The sequence below is a fragment of the uncultured Devosia sp. genome (assembly GCF_964244875.1).
Lineage (GTDB): Bacteria > Pseudomonadota > Alphaproteobacteria > Rhizobiales > Devosiaceae > Devosia.
This window is the reverse complement of record NZ_CAXTKA010000001.1, coordinates 480,048-494,506: the sequence shown is the minus strand read 5'-3', so window position 1 is coordinate 494,506 and position 14,459 is coordinate 480,048. Positions and strand designations below refer to the sequence as shown.

Sequence of the window (14,459 nt, the reverse complement as noted above, 5' to 3'; positions counted from 1 at the left end):
TAAAAGCGTGGGCGACGGTCTAAGCATGTCCCCACTGAGACCAACCGGACCCTCCCAGGTCGATCCCACCCCAACTTGACCCCGTCACCCGCTGCCCCTGGGCGGGCGAGGACCCGCTCTATCGCCAGTATCACGATGGCGAATGGGGCCGCCCGGTCACCGGCGATACCCGGCTGTTTGAAAAAATCTGCCTTGAAGGCTTCCAGTCCGGCCTGTCCTGGATCACCATCCTGCGCAAGCGTGAGCGCTTCCGCCAGGTTTTCCACGGCTTCGACGTCCCGAAAGTCGCCGCCATGACTCCAGACGACATCGAACGCCTGCTGCAGGACCCCGGCATTATCCGCCATCGCGGCAAGATCGCCGCCGCCATCAACAACGCCAGGCGCACGCTCCAAGTGCAGGGGGAATTCGGCTCCCTCGCCGCCTATGTCTGGCGCTTCGAGACCGCCCCCGAGCATCGCCCGCCCCGGATCACGCCCGACGCCCTGCGCCTCCTCACCCAGACCGACGCCTCCCGCGCCCTCTCGACAGATCTGCGCAAACGCGGTTTCGCCTTCGTCGGCCCCACCACCTGCTACGCCTTCATGCAAGCCATGGGCCTGGTCAACGACCACCTCGAAACCTGCTTCTGCCGCCCCCAGGTCGAAGCCGAGCGCAATGCCTTGGTGCGACCTCTTCCCCTCGCCCCTTGAGGGAGAGGGTGACTTGACCGCGTCCAGCGGCCAAGTCGGGTGAGGGGTCCTGCGCCCGCCCATGCATCGACGCAGGCTAAGGCAACCGCATCTCCCTGCGGCCGTCTTCCCTGCCGTCGACCGCCAAGTCCTGTGTCTTTCCCGCAACACCGCACCTTACCTGCGTCAACCCGCCACATGCCCTCTTGCTAACTCACGCCGCCGTGAGCTATCAGCGACATGTCCGCAATGCCAACCTGAAGGAGGCACCGCATGACCACCATGTTCATTCTCCACCAGGGTCCTACACCTATGCATGGCTCGCGCGCCTGACGCTCGCTGCCACTGCCGCCGGCAGTTCTTGCCGTGGACACTCCAACATCTAAACGTGTGATGTGCTGAAACCGGGTCGCTCTGCGCCCCGATTACCGCCATCTCCACCATCCAACAGAGGCCGGTCCGCGTTTACTCGCGCCCGGAAAAACCATGATCAATGATGCGCTCAATCCGCGCAGCGTCACGCTGCGCCTCGAATTTTCCATCGCCGATGCTGTCGCGCAGCGCGGGCTCGTCCCCGTCCTGCTTGCCGCCATCCGCGCCTGGTGGAGCCGACCGCGCCTCCCGCCCAATCTGCCCGCCAGCCTGCGGGCCGATCTCGGCCTGCCCCCGGACCCATCCAGCCTCGTTTATTGGATGGATATCCCGGTCAATCCGCACGCCGTCGCCACGCCCGATCCGCTTCGCCGGCCGGGCATCTGACCAACTGCCCGGCCCGGCGTGGTCTGCACCCAGCAGGCCACGCCGGGCGAGGGGCTTGCCCCTGTTGTCACCCCACCCTTGATCCGCTACGAACACGCCGACTGTTCAGGATGCCGAAATGACCGAAAAAACCAAGCTGATCGCCCCGCGCCTGCCGCGTGGGTTCGAGGATCGCACCCCCGGCGAAATCGCCGCCGTCGGGCAGATGATCGAGACGATCAAGCGCGTCTACGAACGCTACGGCTTCGATCCGGTGGAAACCCCCTTGTTCGAATATACCGAGGCCCTGGGCAAGTTCCTGCCCGATACCGATCGTCCCAATGCCGGCGTCTTCTCGCTCCAGGACGATGACGAGCAGTGGATGAGCCTGCGCTACGATCTCACCGCGCCGCTCGCCCGCCACTTCGCCGAAAACTTCGAAACCCTGCCCAAGCCCTACCGCTCCTATCGCCAGGGCTACGTCTTCCGCAACGAACGCCCCGGCCCCGGCCGCTTCCGCCAATTCATGCAATTCGATGCCGACACCGTCGGGGCAGGCGGCCCCGAAGCCGACGCCGAAATGTGCATGATGATGGCCGATGTGATGGACGAGCTCGGCCTCGGCGGCAAATACGTCGTGCGGGTAAGTAACCGTAAGGTGCTGGACGGTGTGCTGTCAGGGCTTGGACTAGGTAGCGACGGGGGAAGAAGTTTAGCAGTGCTTCGGGCAATCGACAAACTAGATCGTCTTGGAGTTGAGGGGGTGCGCGGGCTTCTAGGGAAGGGCCGAAAGGATGAGAGCGGAGACTTTTCGAAAGGTGCGGACCTAACTGACGATCAAGCCAATGCCATCCTTGCCCTCGTCCATTCCAACATTGCGATTGAAGGCAAGATCGAGGGCGGAGAGGCCTGTGGGCCTGGTTCTGCGGCAATCGTGCCGCATCCCGATTTCCCACTCGACAGCCTCGCTCCAGCGATGGCGACCATAAAATTTGTGGAAGGTGTTGCCGAACTCAGTGGTATGCAGCGCCTGTTCAATGCCGCCGGCTACGGTCCTGACCGCATCAAGATCGACCCCTCCGTCGTCCGCGGCCTTGAATACTACACCGGCCCTGTCTTCGAAATCGAACTGACCTTCCCCGTCATCAACGAAAAAGGCCAGCCGGTCGTCTTCGGCTCGGTCGGCGGCGGTGGCCGTTACGATGGCCTCGTCTCCCGCTTTCGCCGCGAACCGGTCCCTGCCACCGGCTTTTCCATCGGCGTCTCGCGCCTGTTCAACGCGCTCAAGCTCACCGGCAACATCGCCTCCACCGAACCGGTTGGCCCCGTCGTCGTCCTCGTCATGGACAAGGACCACACCGCCGGCTACCAGGGCATGGTTTCCGAGCTGCGCAAGGCCGGCATCCGCGCCGAAATGTTCCTCGGCAACACCAAGAACTTCGGCAAGCAGGTCGCCTATGCCGACAAGCGCAACGCCCCCGCCGTCATCATCGAAGGCTCCCAGGAGCGCGAGCAGGGCATCGTGCAGATCAAGGACCTTGTCGCCGGCAAGCAAGCCGCTTCTGCCATTACCGACAACGCCGAATGGAAAGCGGCACGTCCCGGCCAGTTCGAGGTCAGGCGCGAGGATTTGGTAGCCGAGATCAAAAAGCTGCTGTCCCAGCAATGATCACCCAGCCTCTCAACACACTCGGTGTCACCCCGGCGCAGGCCGGGGCCCATCCCGAGATGATCCCGTTGCCACAAGGTCGACGATTTGAACATTGTGGATGCGGAGCCATCTCAGGATGGGCCCCGGCCTTCGCCGGGACACCGTGGGTTGGGATGTCGCAGTGGATAGGTAAAATTCCATGACCGCCGCCGCCCGCCGCGCCGCGCTCGAGGACCTCGTCGAAGCCCAGGGCGCCACCCGCGCCACCCCGCCGCTGCTGCTCCCCGCCGATCCCTATTTCGACCTCGCCGGCGAGGAATTCGGCCGCCGCCTGTTACTGACCACCGCCACCACCGGCGCCGAATATTGCCTGCGCCCCGATTTTACTCTGCCCATCGTTGCCGACTACATCGCCAACGGCGTCGGCGAGCCGGCGGCCTTCTCCTATCTTGGCCCCATTTTCCGCCAGCGCGACACCGGTCCCGCCCAGTTCGATCAGGCCGGCATCGAACTCCTCGCCCAGCCTGACGGCGACGTCGCCCTCGATCAGGTGCTGACCTTCGCTCGCGCCGCGCTCGACCTGTTCGGCGTCAGCCCCCATATCCGGCTCGGCGGCGTCGGCCTGTTCGAAACCCTTCTGGCCCAGGCCGACATGCCCGCCCCCTGGCGCTCGCGCATTCGCCAGCGCTTCGGCCACACCGAAGCACTCGATCGCCTGTTGAACCGGCTGGAAGCCGCGCCCGATCTGCCCCGCGCCGAGCAGCCCTTGCGCCCGGCGCTGATCGATGACATCACCGAGCAGATGGTCGCCGCCGGGCTAAGCCTGTCCCAGGGCCGCACCCCCGCTGAAATCGCCGACCGCTATCTCGAGCAACAGGCCCTCGACGCCGAGCACGTGCCCGCGCCAACGCTTGGCCTCTTGCGCGACTACCTCGCCATTTCGGGCCCGGCGCTGCAGTCCCTGACGCGTCTCGAAGCCCTGGTCCATGGCGCCGGCATCGATCTCTCCGTCCCGCTTACGTCCATCCGCCGTCATCTCAATGGCCTGGGACAGGCTGTCGTCACCTTCGATGCCGGCTTTTCCCCGCGCCTCGATTATTACACCGGCATCGTCTTTGAAATGACCGGCCCGAGCGGAGAAATCCTGGCCTCGGGCGGCCAATACGATCGCCTGCTCGAACGCCTGGGGGCCGTCGCGCCGATTGCCGCCTCCGGCTGCTCGGTCTGGCTCGATCGTCTCGAAGCGGAAATTTCCCGATGACCATCACCCTTGCTGTCCCCTCCAAGGGCCGCCTCGAAGAACTGACGCGCGAATGGTTCGCCGCCAACGGCCTCACCATCACCCGCCCCGGCGGCGCCCGCTCCTATCTCGGCGCCATCGATGGCTATCCCGAGATCACAGTGCGCTTTTTCCCCGCGTCCGAAATCGCCCGCGAACTGATCCGCGGCACCATCGATTTCGGCGTTACCGGGCGCGACCTGATCCACGAAACCGCCGAGGCCGGTCCTGACGCCGTCCTCTTTGCCAAGTCTCTCGACTTTGGCGAGGCCGACGTCGTCGTCGCCGTGCCCGAGGCCTGGATCGACGTTACCCATATGCATGACCTGGCCGATGTTGCCTCCGACTTTCGCTCGCGCCATGGCCGCTGGCTGCGTGTTGCCACCAAATACATCACCATCACCCGCCAGCATTTCGCCCGCGCTGGCATTGCCGAATATCGCATTGTGGAAAGCCTGGGTGCCACCGAGGCCGCCCCGGCCTCGGGCGTCGCCGATATCATCGTGGACATCACCACCACCGGCTCGACCCTGGCTGCCAATGCCCTCCGCGTGCTCGATGATGGCGTCCTGCTCCACAGCCAGGCCTGCCTCCTCGTCGCCCGCAACGCCCCCTGGACCCCGGACCGAAAACAACAGCGCGATGCCGTCCTGGCAAAGCTCGGCATCTCGCCACCGCCGCAAACAATCGGCTAAGGCCTGCTTTTACGCGGCAACGCACCCGCCATTGCCACTCGCGGGGATTTTCGGCACAACACGACGGGCCCATCGACGGGGGGAGGGTGACATGATTGAACGGCTCGAACTCACCATCCTGATGCCCTGCCTCAACGAAGCCGAAACCTTGGCCATCTGCATCGGCAAGGCCCGATCCTTCCTGGCCCGCACCGGCATTTCCGGCGAAATCATCATTGCCGACAACGGCTCCACCGATGGCTCCCAGGCCATTGCCACCAATGGCGGTGCCCGTGTCGTCCCCGTCGCCCAGATCGGCTACGGCTCGGCTCTTGCAGGTGGCATCGCCGCGGCGCGAGGCCGTTTCATCATCATGGCCGATGCCGATGACAGCTATGACTTTGCCAATCTGGATGCGTTCATGCTCGCTTTGCGCGACGGCGCCGATCTGGTCATGGGCAATCGCTTCGCTGGCGGCATCGCCCCCGGCGCCATGCCCTGGCATCACCGCTTGATCGGCAATCCGGCTTTGTCCTTTGTCGGCCGGCTGTTTTTCCGCACCCCGGTCAATGACTTCCATTGCGGCCTGCGCGGCTTTTCCCGGGCCGCCATTCTGGCGCTCAACCTGCGCACCAGCGGCATGGAATTCGCCTCCGAAATGGTGGTCAAGGCCACTTTGGCCAATCTCGATATGCGTGAAGTTCCCGTCGTCCTGGGCAAGGACGGCCGCTCGCGCGCGCCCCATCTGCGCTCCTTTCGCGATGGCTGGCGCCATTTGCGCTTCCTGCTGCTGTTTTCGCCGCGCTGGTTGTTTCTTTATCCGGGCATTGCCCTGATGCTGGTGGGCCTCGTCGTCGGCGCTATTCTGCTCAACGGACCCGTCGCCGTCGGCTCCGTCGTCCTGGGCATCCACACCTTCCTCGTGGCCGCCTTGTGCATCATTGTCGGCCTGCAATCGATTTCCTTTGCCATTATCGGCCGCCGCTTTGCCTCCCGCTACGGCTTTATCCCGCCCTCGGGCACCTATGGCCGCATCCTGGAGGCACTGACCCTCGAACGCATCCTTTTGCTGGCCGCCGTCCTGATGCTGGCCGGTATCGTCGCGCTGTTCTGGGGCCTGGGGCAGTGGGCCGAGCGCGGTTTCGGCGATCTCGATCCGCGCACCACCCTGCGCGCCGCCATCGTGGCGCTCACTGCCCTCGTTTGCGGCTTGCAATTGATGATGAGCGGCTTCATGTCCTCCATGATCAACATTCCTTTGTCCGAAGGCCGCCTGGGCGGTCCGGGAACCCCCTGATTTATGCTCGATCCGTTGATTTTGCTCGCCTTGGCCGGCGTCGGCCTGCTCGCCGGTTTTGTCGATGCGGTAGCGGGCGGCGGCGGCCTGATCGGCATTCCGGCGTTGCTGTTCGTCGGCTTGCCACCGGTTGCAGCCCTCGCCACCCATAAGGTGCAGGGCTCCTGCGGCACCGCCATGGCCGTCGTCACCTATTGGCGCCGCGGCTTCATCGATGTCCGCGCGCTGACGCTGGCGGTGTTGCTCACGTTGTGCGGCAGCGTCATCGGCGCCTTGATCGTCAAGCGCCTCGATATTTCGGTGCTCACCGCGCTGGTCCCGATCGCGCTGATCGCCATTGCGCTCTATTTCCTGTTCGCCCCCAATCTGGCCGATACCGACCGGCATGCGCGCCTGCCGTTTGCGCGCTTCGTGCCGCTGATGGGCTTTGGCCTGGGGTTTTACGATGGCCTTTTCGGCCCGGGCACCGGCTCGTTCATGACCATCGGTTTCGTCACCCTGTTCGGCCTCGGCCTCATCCGCGCCACCGGCCATACCAAGCTGTTGAACCTGACTTCGAACCTGGCGGCCTTGCTAGTCTTCATCCCGTCCGGCGACGTCCTCTGGCCCGCGGCCCTCGCCATGGCCGTCGGTCAGATCGTTGGCGGCTATATCGGTGCCCGGACCGGCATCCGCTATGGCGCCCGGCTGATTCGCCCCCTGGTCGTGGTAGTCTCGATCACGCTGGCGCTGAAGCTCCTGTTCTTTCCCTGACCGGCATCAGTCCAGCCCTGCCGCTGCGCGCAATGCCGCGTTGATACGCTCCTGCCAGCCCGGACCCTCGTCCTGGAAATGCTCCAGCACCTCCCGGTCCAGCCGCAAGGACACCATCTCCTTGCCCCTTGGCGGCGTTGCCGTTTGAACCACCTTCGGCTCCGGTGCGCTGGTCGCCGCCCTGAACGCGGCCTCGGCTTGATCCAAGGCGCTGCCGGTGCGACGGGTAGGGTGTTTCATCGTCCAACCTTGATAATTAATCGATCAGCTCACGCCGCTGCCGAGGCGATAAAGGCCGACCAAGTCTGGTCTCAGGACCACGCTTTCGCAAGCAACAAAAAAAGGCGCGATGTTGCCACCGCGCCTTTCTGCGAAGTTCGTGACTGGGAAGAAACGAACCTCGAAGCTGTGTGGAGGCTGGACTAGAAGTCCATCCCGCCCATGCCGCCCATGCCGCCGCCGCCGCCCGGCATCGCCGGCGCCGCGTCCTTGGGCAGATCGGCGATCATGGCCTCGGTGGTGATCAGCAATGACGCAACCGAGGCAGCGTCCTGCAGGGCGGTGCGAACCACCTTCACCGGATCCACGATACCCATCTGGATCATGTCGCCATATTCGCCCGTCGCGGCGTTGTAGCCGAACGTGATCGAGGCGCTTTCCAGGATCTTGCCAACCACGACCGAGCCTTCGTCACCCGCATTGTTGGCGATCTGGCGCACCGGTTCCTGCAGCGCGCGGCGCACAATATTGATGCCCGCCTGCTGGTCGGAATTGGCGCCCTTGGCCTGCAGGTCGGACGAAGCGCGCAGCAGCGCCGTCCCGCCGCCGGGGACGATGCCTTCTTCGACGGCAGCGCGGGTCGCATTGAGCGCGTCATCGACGCGGTCCTTGCGTTCCTTGACTTCGATTTCGGTCGAACCGCCGACCTTGATCACCGCAACGCCGCCGGCCAGCTTGGCCAGGCGTTCCTGCAGCTTTTCCTTGTCGTAGTCCGACGTGGTCTCTTCGATCTGCGACTTGATCTGGCCGACACGGCCTTCGATGTCGTCTTTGGAGCCTGCACCATCGACGATGGTGGTGTTTTCCTTGGTGATCTCGACGCGCTTGGCGGTGCCCAGCATGTCCAGAGTGACGTTTTCCAGCTTGATGCCGAGGTCTTCGGAGATCACCTGGCCACCGGTCAGGATAGCGATGTCTTCCAGCATGGCCTTGCGGCGATCGCCGAAGCCGGGCGCCTTGACGGCAGCAACCTTGAGCCCGCCACGCAGGCGGTTGACGACCAGGGTCGCAAGAGCTTCCCCTTCGATGTCTTCGGCGATGATCAGCAGCGGACGCTGCGACTGGACCACGGCTTCCAGGATCGGCAGGATGGCCTGCAGGTTGCTGAGCTTCTTTTCATGCAGCAGGATCACGGGATCCTCGAGCACGGCGGTCATCTTCTCGGCGTTGGTCACGAAATATGGCGACAGGTAGCCACGGTCGAACTGCATGCCTTCCACGATATCGACGGTGGTCTCGGCAGTCTTGGACTCCTCGACCGTGATCACGCCCGAATTGCCGACCTTTTCCATCGCCTTGGCGATTTCTTCGCCGATGAACGATTCCCCGTTCGCCGAGATCGTGCCGACCTGCGCCACTTCGGCGGTCGAGGTGATCTTGGTGGCACGCGACTTGAGGTTTTCGACCACTTCGATGACGGCCAGGTCGATGCCGCGCTTCAGGTCCATGGGGTTCATGCCTGCAGCAACGGCCTTGACGCCTTCGTTGACGATGGCCTGTGCCAGCACGGTCGCGGTGGTGGTGCCGTCGCCGGCAATGTCGTTGGTCTTGGACGCAACGGCACGCACCATCTGGGCGCCCATGTTTTCGAACTTGTCTTCAAGCTCGATTTCCTTGGCGACTGTGACGCCGTCCTTGGTAATGCGCGGTGCGCCGAACGACTTTTCGATGACGACGTTGCGGCCCTTGGGACCCAGCGTTACCTTGACGGCATTGGCCAGGATGTTGACGCCGCGCAGCATCTTGTCGCGGGCTTCGGTGGAGAATTTTACGTCTTTAGCGGCCATGTGAGGCGCTCCTTATGTAGCGGAAAGGACAGATCGAAAAGGGCAGGGGCCTGAACCTTAGCCTTCGATGATGCCCATGATGTCGGATTCTTTCATGATCAGCAGGTCTTCGCCGTCGACCTTGACCTCGGTACCGCTCCACTTGCCGAACAGGATGCGGTCGCCGTCCTTGACGTCTGGAACGACGCGCGCGCCGCCTTCGTCACGAGCGCCGGGGCCAACGGCCACGACGACGCCCTCGGAGGGCTTTTCCTTGGCGGTATCGGGGATGATGATCCCACCCTTGGTCTTTTCTTCGCTATCGAGACGGCGGACGACCACGCGGTCGTGCAGGGGACGGAAGCTCATGTTTGCTCCTATAGCAACGAACTGAGATGCAATTTGTGCGCCAATTGGCACTCATAATCATAGAGTGCTAACAAGCTGCCGGGGATATAGGAGGAGGGAACCATCGAGTCAAGCAGGCTTGAACCCACTTCGATGCTCATGCGTTATCGTCATGACAACAATCAAGCAATGGCAGGCAATCATGACGGGACAATGTCTGGACAAGGATATCAAGATCAGCAAGGCCGCCGGCCGTGTCCACGTGATCTTCGATGACGCCGAAATCGCCTCTTCACTCAACGCGCTCGAACTCGACGAGCCCGGCGCGCCTCTGCGCATCTATATTCCGCGCGAGGACGTCCGCCCCGACATCCTGGAGGCCTCCGATACCCACACCCATTGCCCCTATAAGGGCGATGCGTCCTACTACACCATCAAGACTCTGACCGCGACCGGCCAGGACGGCGTCTGGTACTATCCCGACCCCTGCCCATTGGTCGAGCCGATTCGCGATCATCTCGCCTTTTGGGGCGACAAGATCCAATACCGCAGCAGCCAGGTCTAGGCGGCGGTCTATTATGGGCTTTGCCTGGCGCCTCACTCCGCATCCGCTCTTGGGGCACCTTCTCCCACAAGGGGCGAAGGGGACAGCGCTAGGATCTCACTGGTCACCCCTCGCCCCTCTTGGGCGAGGGGTGACGGGTTGCTGCCGTGAACGCCGCGTCTGATTGCCCAGCGTCGACAGCGTCCTGAATCCCCTTTCGGACATTTTCCCTTTCCCCCCACGGCGCCCCGATGCATAAGGGACCATGACCCGACAATCCGAAACGCTGACGATCCGTCTTCGCCTCAAGGGCGGCAGCGGCCCCAACTCCAATTGGCTCTGGGAACTCGTCGATGCCCAGGGCAGCGTGGTCAAGTCCGGCACCATCAGCGGCCCCGAACACAAGGCCTTTTCCACCGCCACCCAGGCCAAGGCCAAACTGGTCAAGGCCGAAGCCAAACCGGGCTAGACGCCGAGACGGGTAAGGGCCCGCCTCCCCAGACTTCTAAACGCGCTAACTTTTGAGCTGCTCCGTGACCGTCCCACCCGTTTCAACCGTCTCAGCGTCGCCAATGGGCCTGACGGACGGACCCATGCGCGGCATCCTGCTCAAGGTCGGCTCGGTGTGCATTTTTGTGGTCATGTCGGCCCTGCTCAAGGCGACCGGCACCGTCCCCGCCGGCCAATTGGTGTTCTACCGCTGCTTTTTCGCCATCGTGCCGGTCATCGCCTATCTGCTCTGGCGCCGCCAGCTTGCCGCCGGCTTCCGCACTGCCAATCCCTTGGGCCATGTCCTGCGCGGCCTGACCGGCGTCATTTCCATGGGCCTCAGTTTCTACGCCCTGACCAAGCTGCCGCTGCCCGAGGCCATTGCCATCGGCTATGCCTCGCCGCTGCTGATTGTCCTATTCAGCGCCATCATGCTCAAGGAGCAGGTGCACCTGATCCGCTGGTCGGCCGTGCTGGTCGGGCTGGTGGGCGTCGCCATCATGCTGTGGCCGCGCCTGACCCTCTTTTCGGGCCAGAGCGTCCTGGGTTGGGATGAAACAATGGGCGCCATCGCCGCGCTTGGCGGCGCCGTTTGCGCCGCCTTCGCCATGATGCAGGTGCGCCGCCTGGTGCAAACCGAGCGCACCGAAACCATCGTGCTGTATTTCTTCATCAGCGCCAGCATCATTTCGCTGACGACCGTTCCCTTTGGCTGGGTCTGGCCCAGCCCGCAACAGGCCATGTTCTTGATCCTGGCCGGCTTTGCCGGCGGCATCGCGCAAATCATGATGACGGCCAGCTACCGTCATGCCGACATGTCGGTCATCGCGCCGTTCGAATACACGTCGCTCCTGCTGGGCCTCTTGGTGGGTTACTTCGCCTTCGGTGAAATCCCCACCCTGCCTATGCTCGTCGGCGCTGCAATCGTCATTGCCTCGGGCATCGTCGTCATCCTGCGCGAGCACCGCCTCGGCCTAGACCGCATCAAATCGCGCGAGGCCAGCACGCCATAAGCCGTGTCGAGACGCTAGGCGGCTCCCGCAATCCCGTCCGCCCAGCTTTGCCGCTTGCGATAGATCGTAGAAGGGCTGATTTCCAGCGCCGCTGCAGCCAGCGAGACATTGCCGCCAAAGCTGGCGATCGCTTCCTCGATGATGCGCTGCTCCTGCTGCCACATTGGCAATACCGCTTGCCGGCGTCCGCGCGGCGCCGCGATCGAGGCAATCTCGGCGCTTTCGCGTGCTTCGATATCGGCCGCCCCGATCCTTGCCCCGCTCATCTCGCCGCCATCGAACATGATCGCCGACCGCCGCATCAGGGTCTGCAACTGGCGCACATTGCCCGGCCATTCCCCGGTCAATAGCGCCTGCATGCAGTCGGCCGAAAACCCGGTGAACCGCTTGTGCTCCTGGCTGGCATAGCGGGCCAGGAAATGGCGGGCCAGCACCATGATGTCGCTCGGGCGCTGCCGCAGTGGCGGCAGGTGGATGGGCAGCACATGCAGGCGATAGAACAGGTCCTCGTGGAACTTCTTTTCCCCGATCAGCGTCATCGGGTTGCGGCTGGTGGCACAGATGACCCGAACGTCGACCTTGCGCAGTCCCGCTTCCCCCATCCGGCTTAGCGTTCCCGTCTGCAGGAACCGCAGGAGCTTGGATTGCAGCGACAAATCCATGTCCCCGATTTCATCGAGAAACAGCGTGCCGCCATCGGCCAGTTCCGCCGCGCCCTTGCGGTCGTCATGTGCCCCGGTAAAGGCCCCGCGCACCACCCCGAACAATTCGCTTTCCATCAGGTTGCGCGGGATCGCCGCGCAATTGAGCGCCACCAGCGGCTTGTCCCGGCGTGGGCCCTTGGCGTGCAGGGCCTCGGCGCACATATCTTTGCCGGTGCCGCTTTCCCCGGTGATGAACACCGGCGCCGCCGATGGCGCGATACGCGTAATCTGCTCGTAAACGAACCGCATGGCGCTGGACGTGCCGATGAAGCCGCAAAAATCCGCAACGACCTCGCTCGATCCGGCGGCAAGACCCAGTGTTCGCGCCTTGCCATGGCGCTGCGCCAGTTCATCAATACGCGCGGCAATACCTGGCCCGTCGATCGGCTTGACCATATAGTCATGGGCACCCGCGCGCATGGCCGCCACCGCCGCCGAAACCGAGCTGCCATCCGAAATGGCGATTGCCAGCGCACCATCCGCCAGCTTCACCAGCCGCGTCACGGCATCGTCGCTGCGCTCGCTCAGATCGCCCAGGCTGGATAAGTCCATCAGCACGATATCGAACTGTGCCTGCCGCAAGGCATCCACGGCCTGCCGTCCGGCGGGCGCCACGACGATTTCGGACGTGCCCGGCAGCACGGCGCTCAAGTCCTCGGCGACCCGGCTTGCGCTGTCCGCATCCCGCTCGATCAGCAGCAGGCGTCCATTGGCCTTGCCCCGTCCAGTGTGCATCGCAGCCGATCCTCGTTGCTTGTCCGCGCCTTTTTTGCTCATCGTGCCAGGCCTTTCGGCTGGCGCGACCGCAGGCGGCGTTGGCCCCGATTGTTGGCGAACAGGGTAAATATTTCGTTCCGCTTTACCGCTTAAATCAAAAGCACAAAGTGGGTGTCTTGATCCGGCGGCGGTGTGTCGCTTAAGTCTGCCGCCATGAGCAAGGATAATGAGCCGGGTGATTTGAGCCCCTGGGGGCGCGGCGTGCCCCAGGCCGGTGTGCGCATTGCCAACGAGCGCGCCGTGCTGACCCTGATTACGCTGGCGCCTGGCTCCTCCAATGCCGATCTGGCCCGCCGCTCCGGCCTTGGACCGCAAACCACCTCCCGAATCATCACCGATCTCGAAGAGCGCGGGTTGATCGCGCGCGGCCAGGTGCTGCGGGGCCGCCGCGGCCAGCCGGCAACGCCGTTTTTCCTCAATCCGCACGGCGCCTATTGCTTCGGCGTCGAAATCGGCTGGCGCCATCTGCAGATCGTCCTGATCGATCTGGTCGGCACGGTCCTGGCCAGCCACAGTGCTCCCCATGATTACCCCGACGCCACCAGCGTTTTCGCCCAATTGGCTGACGGGATCGCGACCATGACCGCCGCCCTTGCGATCGAGCAGCGCGGGCGCATTGTCGGGGTGGGCGTCGCATCACCCACCTCGATCGGGCGCAATATCGATCTTTTCGTCGCCCATCCCGAACAGCGACCGCTCTGGGAGGCCCTCGATATCGCCGCCCGCACTGCTGCCGACACCGGCCTTAATGCCGATTGGTTCAACGACGGCAGCGCTGCCTGTTGGGGCGATTTCATCGCCCAGTCGCCGCCGCGCCCCACCGGCTTTGCCTATTTCCACGTCGGCGCCTATGTCGGGGCCGGCATCATCGCCGATGGCCGCCTTTGGGAAGGCCCCACCGGCAATGCCGCCAATCTGGGCGCCATCATGGTGCCGGACCGCCATGGCGCGCCCTCCTTCGTGCACCGCATCGCGTCCATCACTGCCTTCGAGAACTGGCTGCGCGAAGCCGGCCGCTCGCCGCCACCCGGCAGTCCCCAGGATTGGGATTGGGCGCTGCTTGAGCCCTATGCCGGCGCCTGGCTCGACGACGCGGGGCGCGCCCTCGCCCAGGCCGCCATGACCGCCCAGGCCATGGTCGAGCTCGATCGCGCCAGCATCGACGGGGTCATGCCGCGCCCCGTGGTCGAGCGCTTGCTCGAGCGGGTGCAGCATCACCTGGCCTTACTGCCGATGCTGCGCACCGGCCACCCGGTCGTCTCCATCGGCCATCTCGGCGCCGGCGCCGCCGCCCGGGGGGCCGCGCTGCTGCCCATGTACAAGCGCTACTTCTCCCGCGCCTGGAACCACTTCGGCGCCTAGGCGTCCTCGCCCATTTTCCGGCGGAACACCGCCACCACGCCGCTTTTGCCCGCGGCGCGGCAATGCTATGAACAAACGGCCGAATCCCGGCCCACTCAAGCGATTGCGGACCGC

The 14,459-nt window shown here is 64.2% G+C and carries 15 protein-coding genes; 11 read left to right on the top strand and 4 right to left on the bottom strand.

The features are described from left to right. The first annotated feature begins 62 nt into the window (after window positions 1-62). The 7 genes from ACFE8X_RS02370 to ACFE8X_RS02340 all read left to right on the top strand — a co-directional run bounded on the left by ACFE8X_RS02370 (window position 63) and on the right by ACFE8X_RS02340 (window position 7,063). The gene (locus ACFE8X_RS02370) at window positions 63-692 is read left to right on the top strand and encodes a DNA-3-methyladenine glycosylase I (protein ID WP_375449867.1); all 630 of its coding nucleotides are present in this window, start codon (window positions 63-65) and stop codon (window positions 690-692) included. Window positions 693-1,157: 465 nt separating this feature from the next. Then, on the top strand, window positions 1,158-1,430 hold the full coding sequence (locus ACFE8X_RS02365) for a hypothetical protein (protein WP_375449827.1): 273 nt from the start codon (window positions 1,158-1,160) through the stop codon (window positions 1,428-1,430). Between the two features lie 118 nt (window positions 1,431-1,548). Continuing rightward, window positions 1,549-3,078 carry a histidine--tRNA ligase gene (gene hisS, locus ACFE8X_RS02360; protein WP_375449826.1) on the top strand — a complete coding sequence of 510 codons (1,530 nt, stop codon included), beginning with the start codon at window positions 1,549-1,551 and terminating at the stop codon, window positions 3,076-3,078. A 181-nt stretch (window positions 3,079-3,259) separates the two neighbouring features. Continuing rightward, on the top strand, window positions 3,260-4,321 hold the full coding sequence (locus tag ACFE8X_RS02355; RefSeq protein WP_375449825.1) for an ATP phosphoribosyltransferase regulatory subunit: 1,062 nt from the start codon (window positions 3,260-3,262) through the stop codon (window positions 4,319-4,321). Further along, window positions 4,318-5,034 (top strand): ATP phosphoribosyltransferase, encoded by a 717-nt coding sequence (gene hisG / locus ACFE8X_RS02350; RefSeq protein ID WP_375449824.1) that lies wholly within the window; start codon window positions 4,318-4,320, stop codon window positions 5,032-5,034. The genes ACFE8X_RS02355 and hisG overlap by 4 nt, the downstream gene beginning before the upstream one ends. Window positions 5,035-5,125: 91 nt before the next feature. Then, window positions 5,126-6,310 carry a glycosyltransferase family 2 protein gene (locus tag ACFE8X_RS02345; protein ID WP_375449823.1) on the top strand — a complete coding sequence of 395 codons (1,185 nt, stop codon included), beginning with the start codon at window positions 5,126-5,128 and terminating at the stop codon, window positions 6,308-6,310. Between the two features lie 3 nt (window positions 6,311-6,313). Then, window positions 6,314-7,063, top strand: coding sequence for a TSUP family transporter (locus ACFE8X_RS02340; RefSeq protein WP_375449822.1), 750 nt, complete (start codon window positions 6,314-6,316; stop codon window positions 7,061-7,063). Between the two features lie 6 nt (window positions 7,064-7,069). Here ACFE8X_RS02340 and ACFE8X_RS02335 read toward each other — a convergent pair whose 3' ends face one another. From ACFE8X_RS02335 to ACFE8X_RS02325, 3 genes are all read right to left on the bottom strand, one after another. Further along, window positions 7,070-7,303, bottom strand: a complete 234-nt coding sequence (locus ACFE8X_RS02335) for a BrnA antitoxin family protein (RefSeq protein ID WP_375449821.1) — start codon at window positions 7,301-7,303, stop codon at window positions 7,070-7,072. 182 nt (window positions 7,304-7,485) lie between these two features. Next, complete coding sequence (gene groL / locus ACFE8X_RS02330) at window positions 7,486-9,129, bottom strand: chaperonin GroEL (RefSeq protein ID WP_375449820.1); 1,644 nt, start codon at window positions 9,127-9,129, stop codon at window positions 7,486-7,488. 57 nt (window positions 9,130-9,186) lie between these two features. Then, window positions 9,187-9,477 carry a co-chaperone GroES gene (locus ACFE8X_RS02325; protein ID WP_375449819.1) on the bottom strand — a complete coding sequence of 97 codons (291 nt, stop codon included), beginning with the start codon at window positions 9,475-9,477 and terminating at the stop codon, window positions 9,187-9,189. A gap of 151 nt (window positions 9,478-9,628) precedes the next feature. Here ACFE8X_RS02325 and ACFE8X_RS02320 point away from each other — a divergent pair, with 151 nt between their 5' ends. The 3 genes from ACFE8X_RS02320 (at window position 9,629) to ACFE8X_RS02310 (ending at window position 11,502) form a co-directional block, all read left to right on the top strand. Further along, window positions 9,629-10,021 carry a DUF427 domain-containing protein gene (locus ACFE8X_RS02320; RefSeq protein ID WP_375449818.1) on the top strand — a complete coding sequence of 131 codons (393 nt, stop codon included), beginning with the start codon at window positions 9,629-9,631 and terminating at the stop codon, window positions 10,019-10,021. A gap of 244 nt (window positions 10,022-10,265) precedes the next feature. Continuing rightward, entirely contained in the window at window positions 10,266-10,469 is a 204-nt protein-coding gene (locus ACFE8X_RS02315) for a hypothetical protein (protein ID WP_375449817.1), read from the top strand. 124 nt (window positions 10,470-10,593) lie between these two features. Further along, on the top strand, window positions 10,594-11,502 hold the full coding sequence (locus ACFE8X_RS02310) for a DMT family transporter (RefSeq protein ID WP_375449816.1): 909 nt from the start codon (window positions 10,594-10,596) through the stop codon (window positions 11,500-11,502). A gap of 14 nt (window positions 11,503-11,516) precedes the next feature. On the opposite strand, the gene ACFE8X_RS02305 is transcribed toward ACFE8X_RS02310, so the two are convergent. Next, window positions 11,517-12,941, bottom strand: a complete 1,425-nt coding sequence (locus ACFE8X_RS02305; RefSeq protein WP_375449815.1) for a sigma 54-interacting transcriptional regulator — start codon at window positions 12,939-12,941, stop codon at window positions 11,517-11,519. Window positions 12,942-13,136: 195 nt separating this feature from the next. On the opposite strand from ACFE8X_RS02305, the gene ACFE8X_RS02300 reads away from it, so the two are divergent. Further along, window positions 13,137-14,345 (top strand): ROK family transcriptional regulator, encoded by a 1,209-nt coding sequence (locus ACFE8X_RS02300; RefSeq protein WP_375449814.1) that lies wholly within the window; start codon window positions 13,137-13,139, stop codon window positions 14,343-14,345. Window positions 14,346-14,459: the final 114 nt, after the last annotated feature.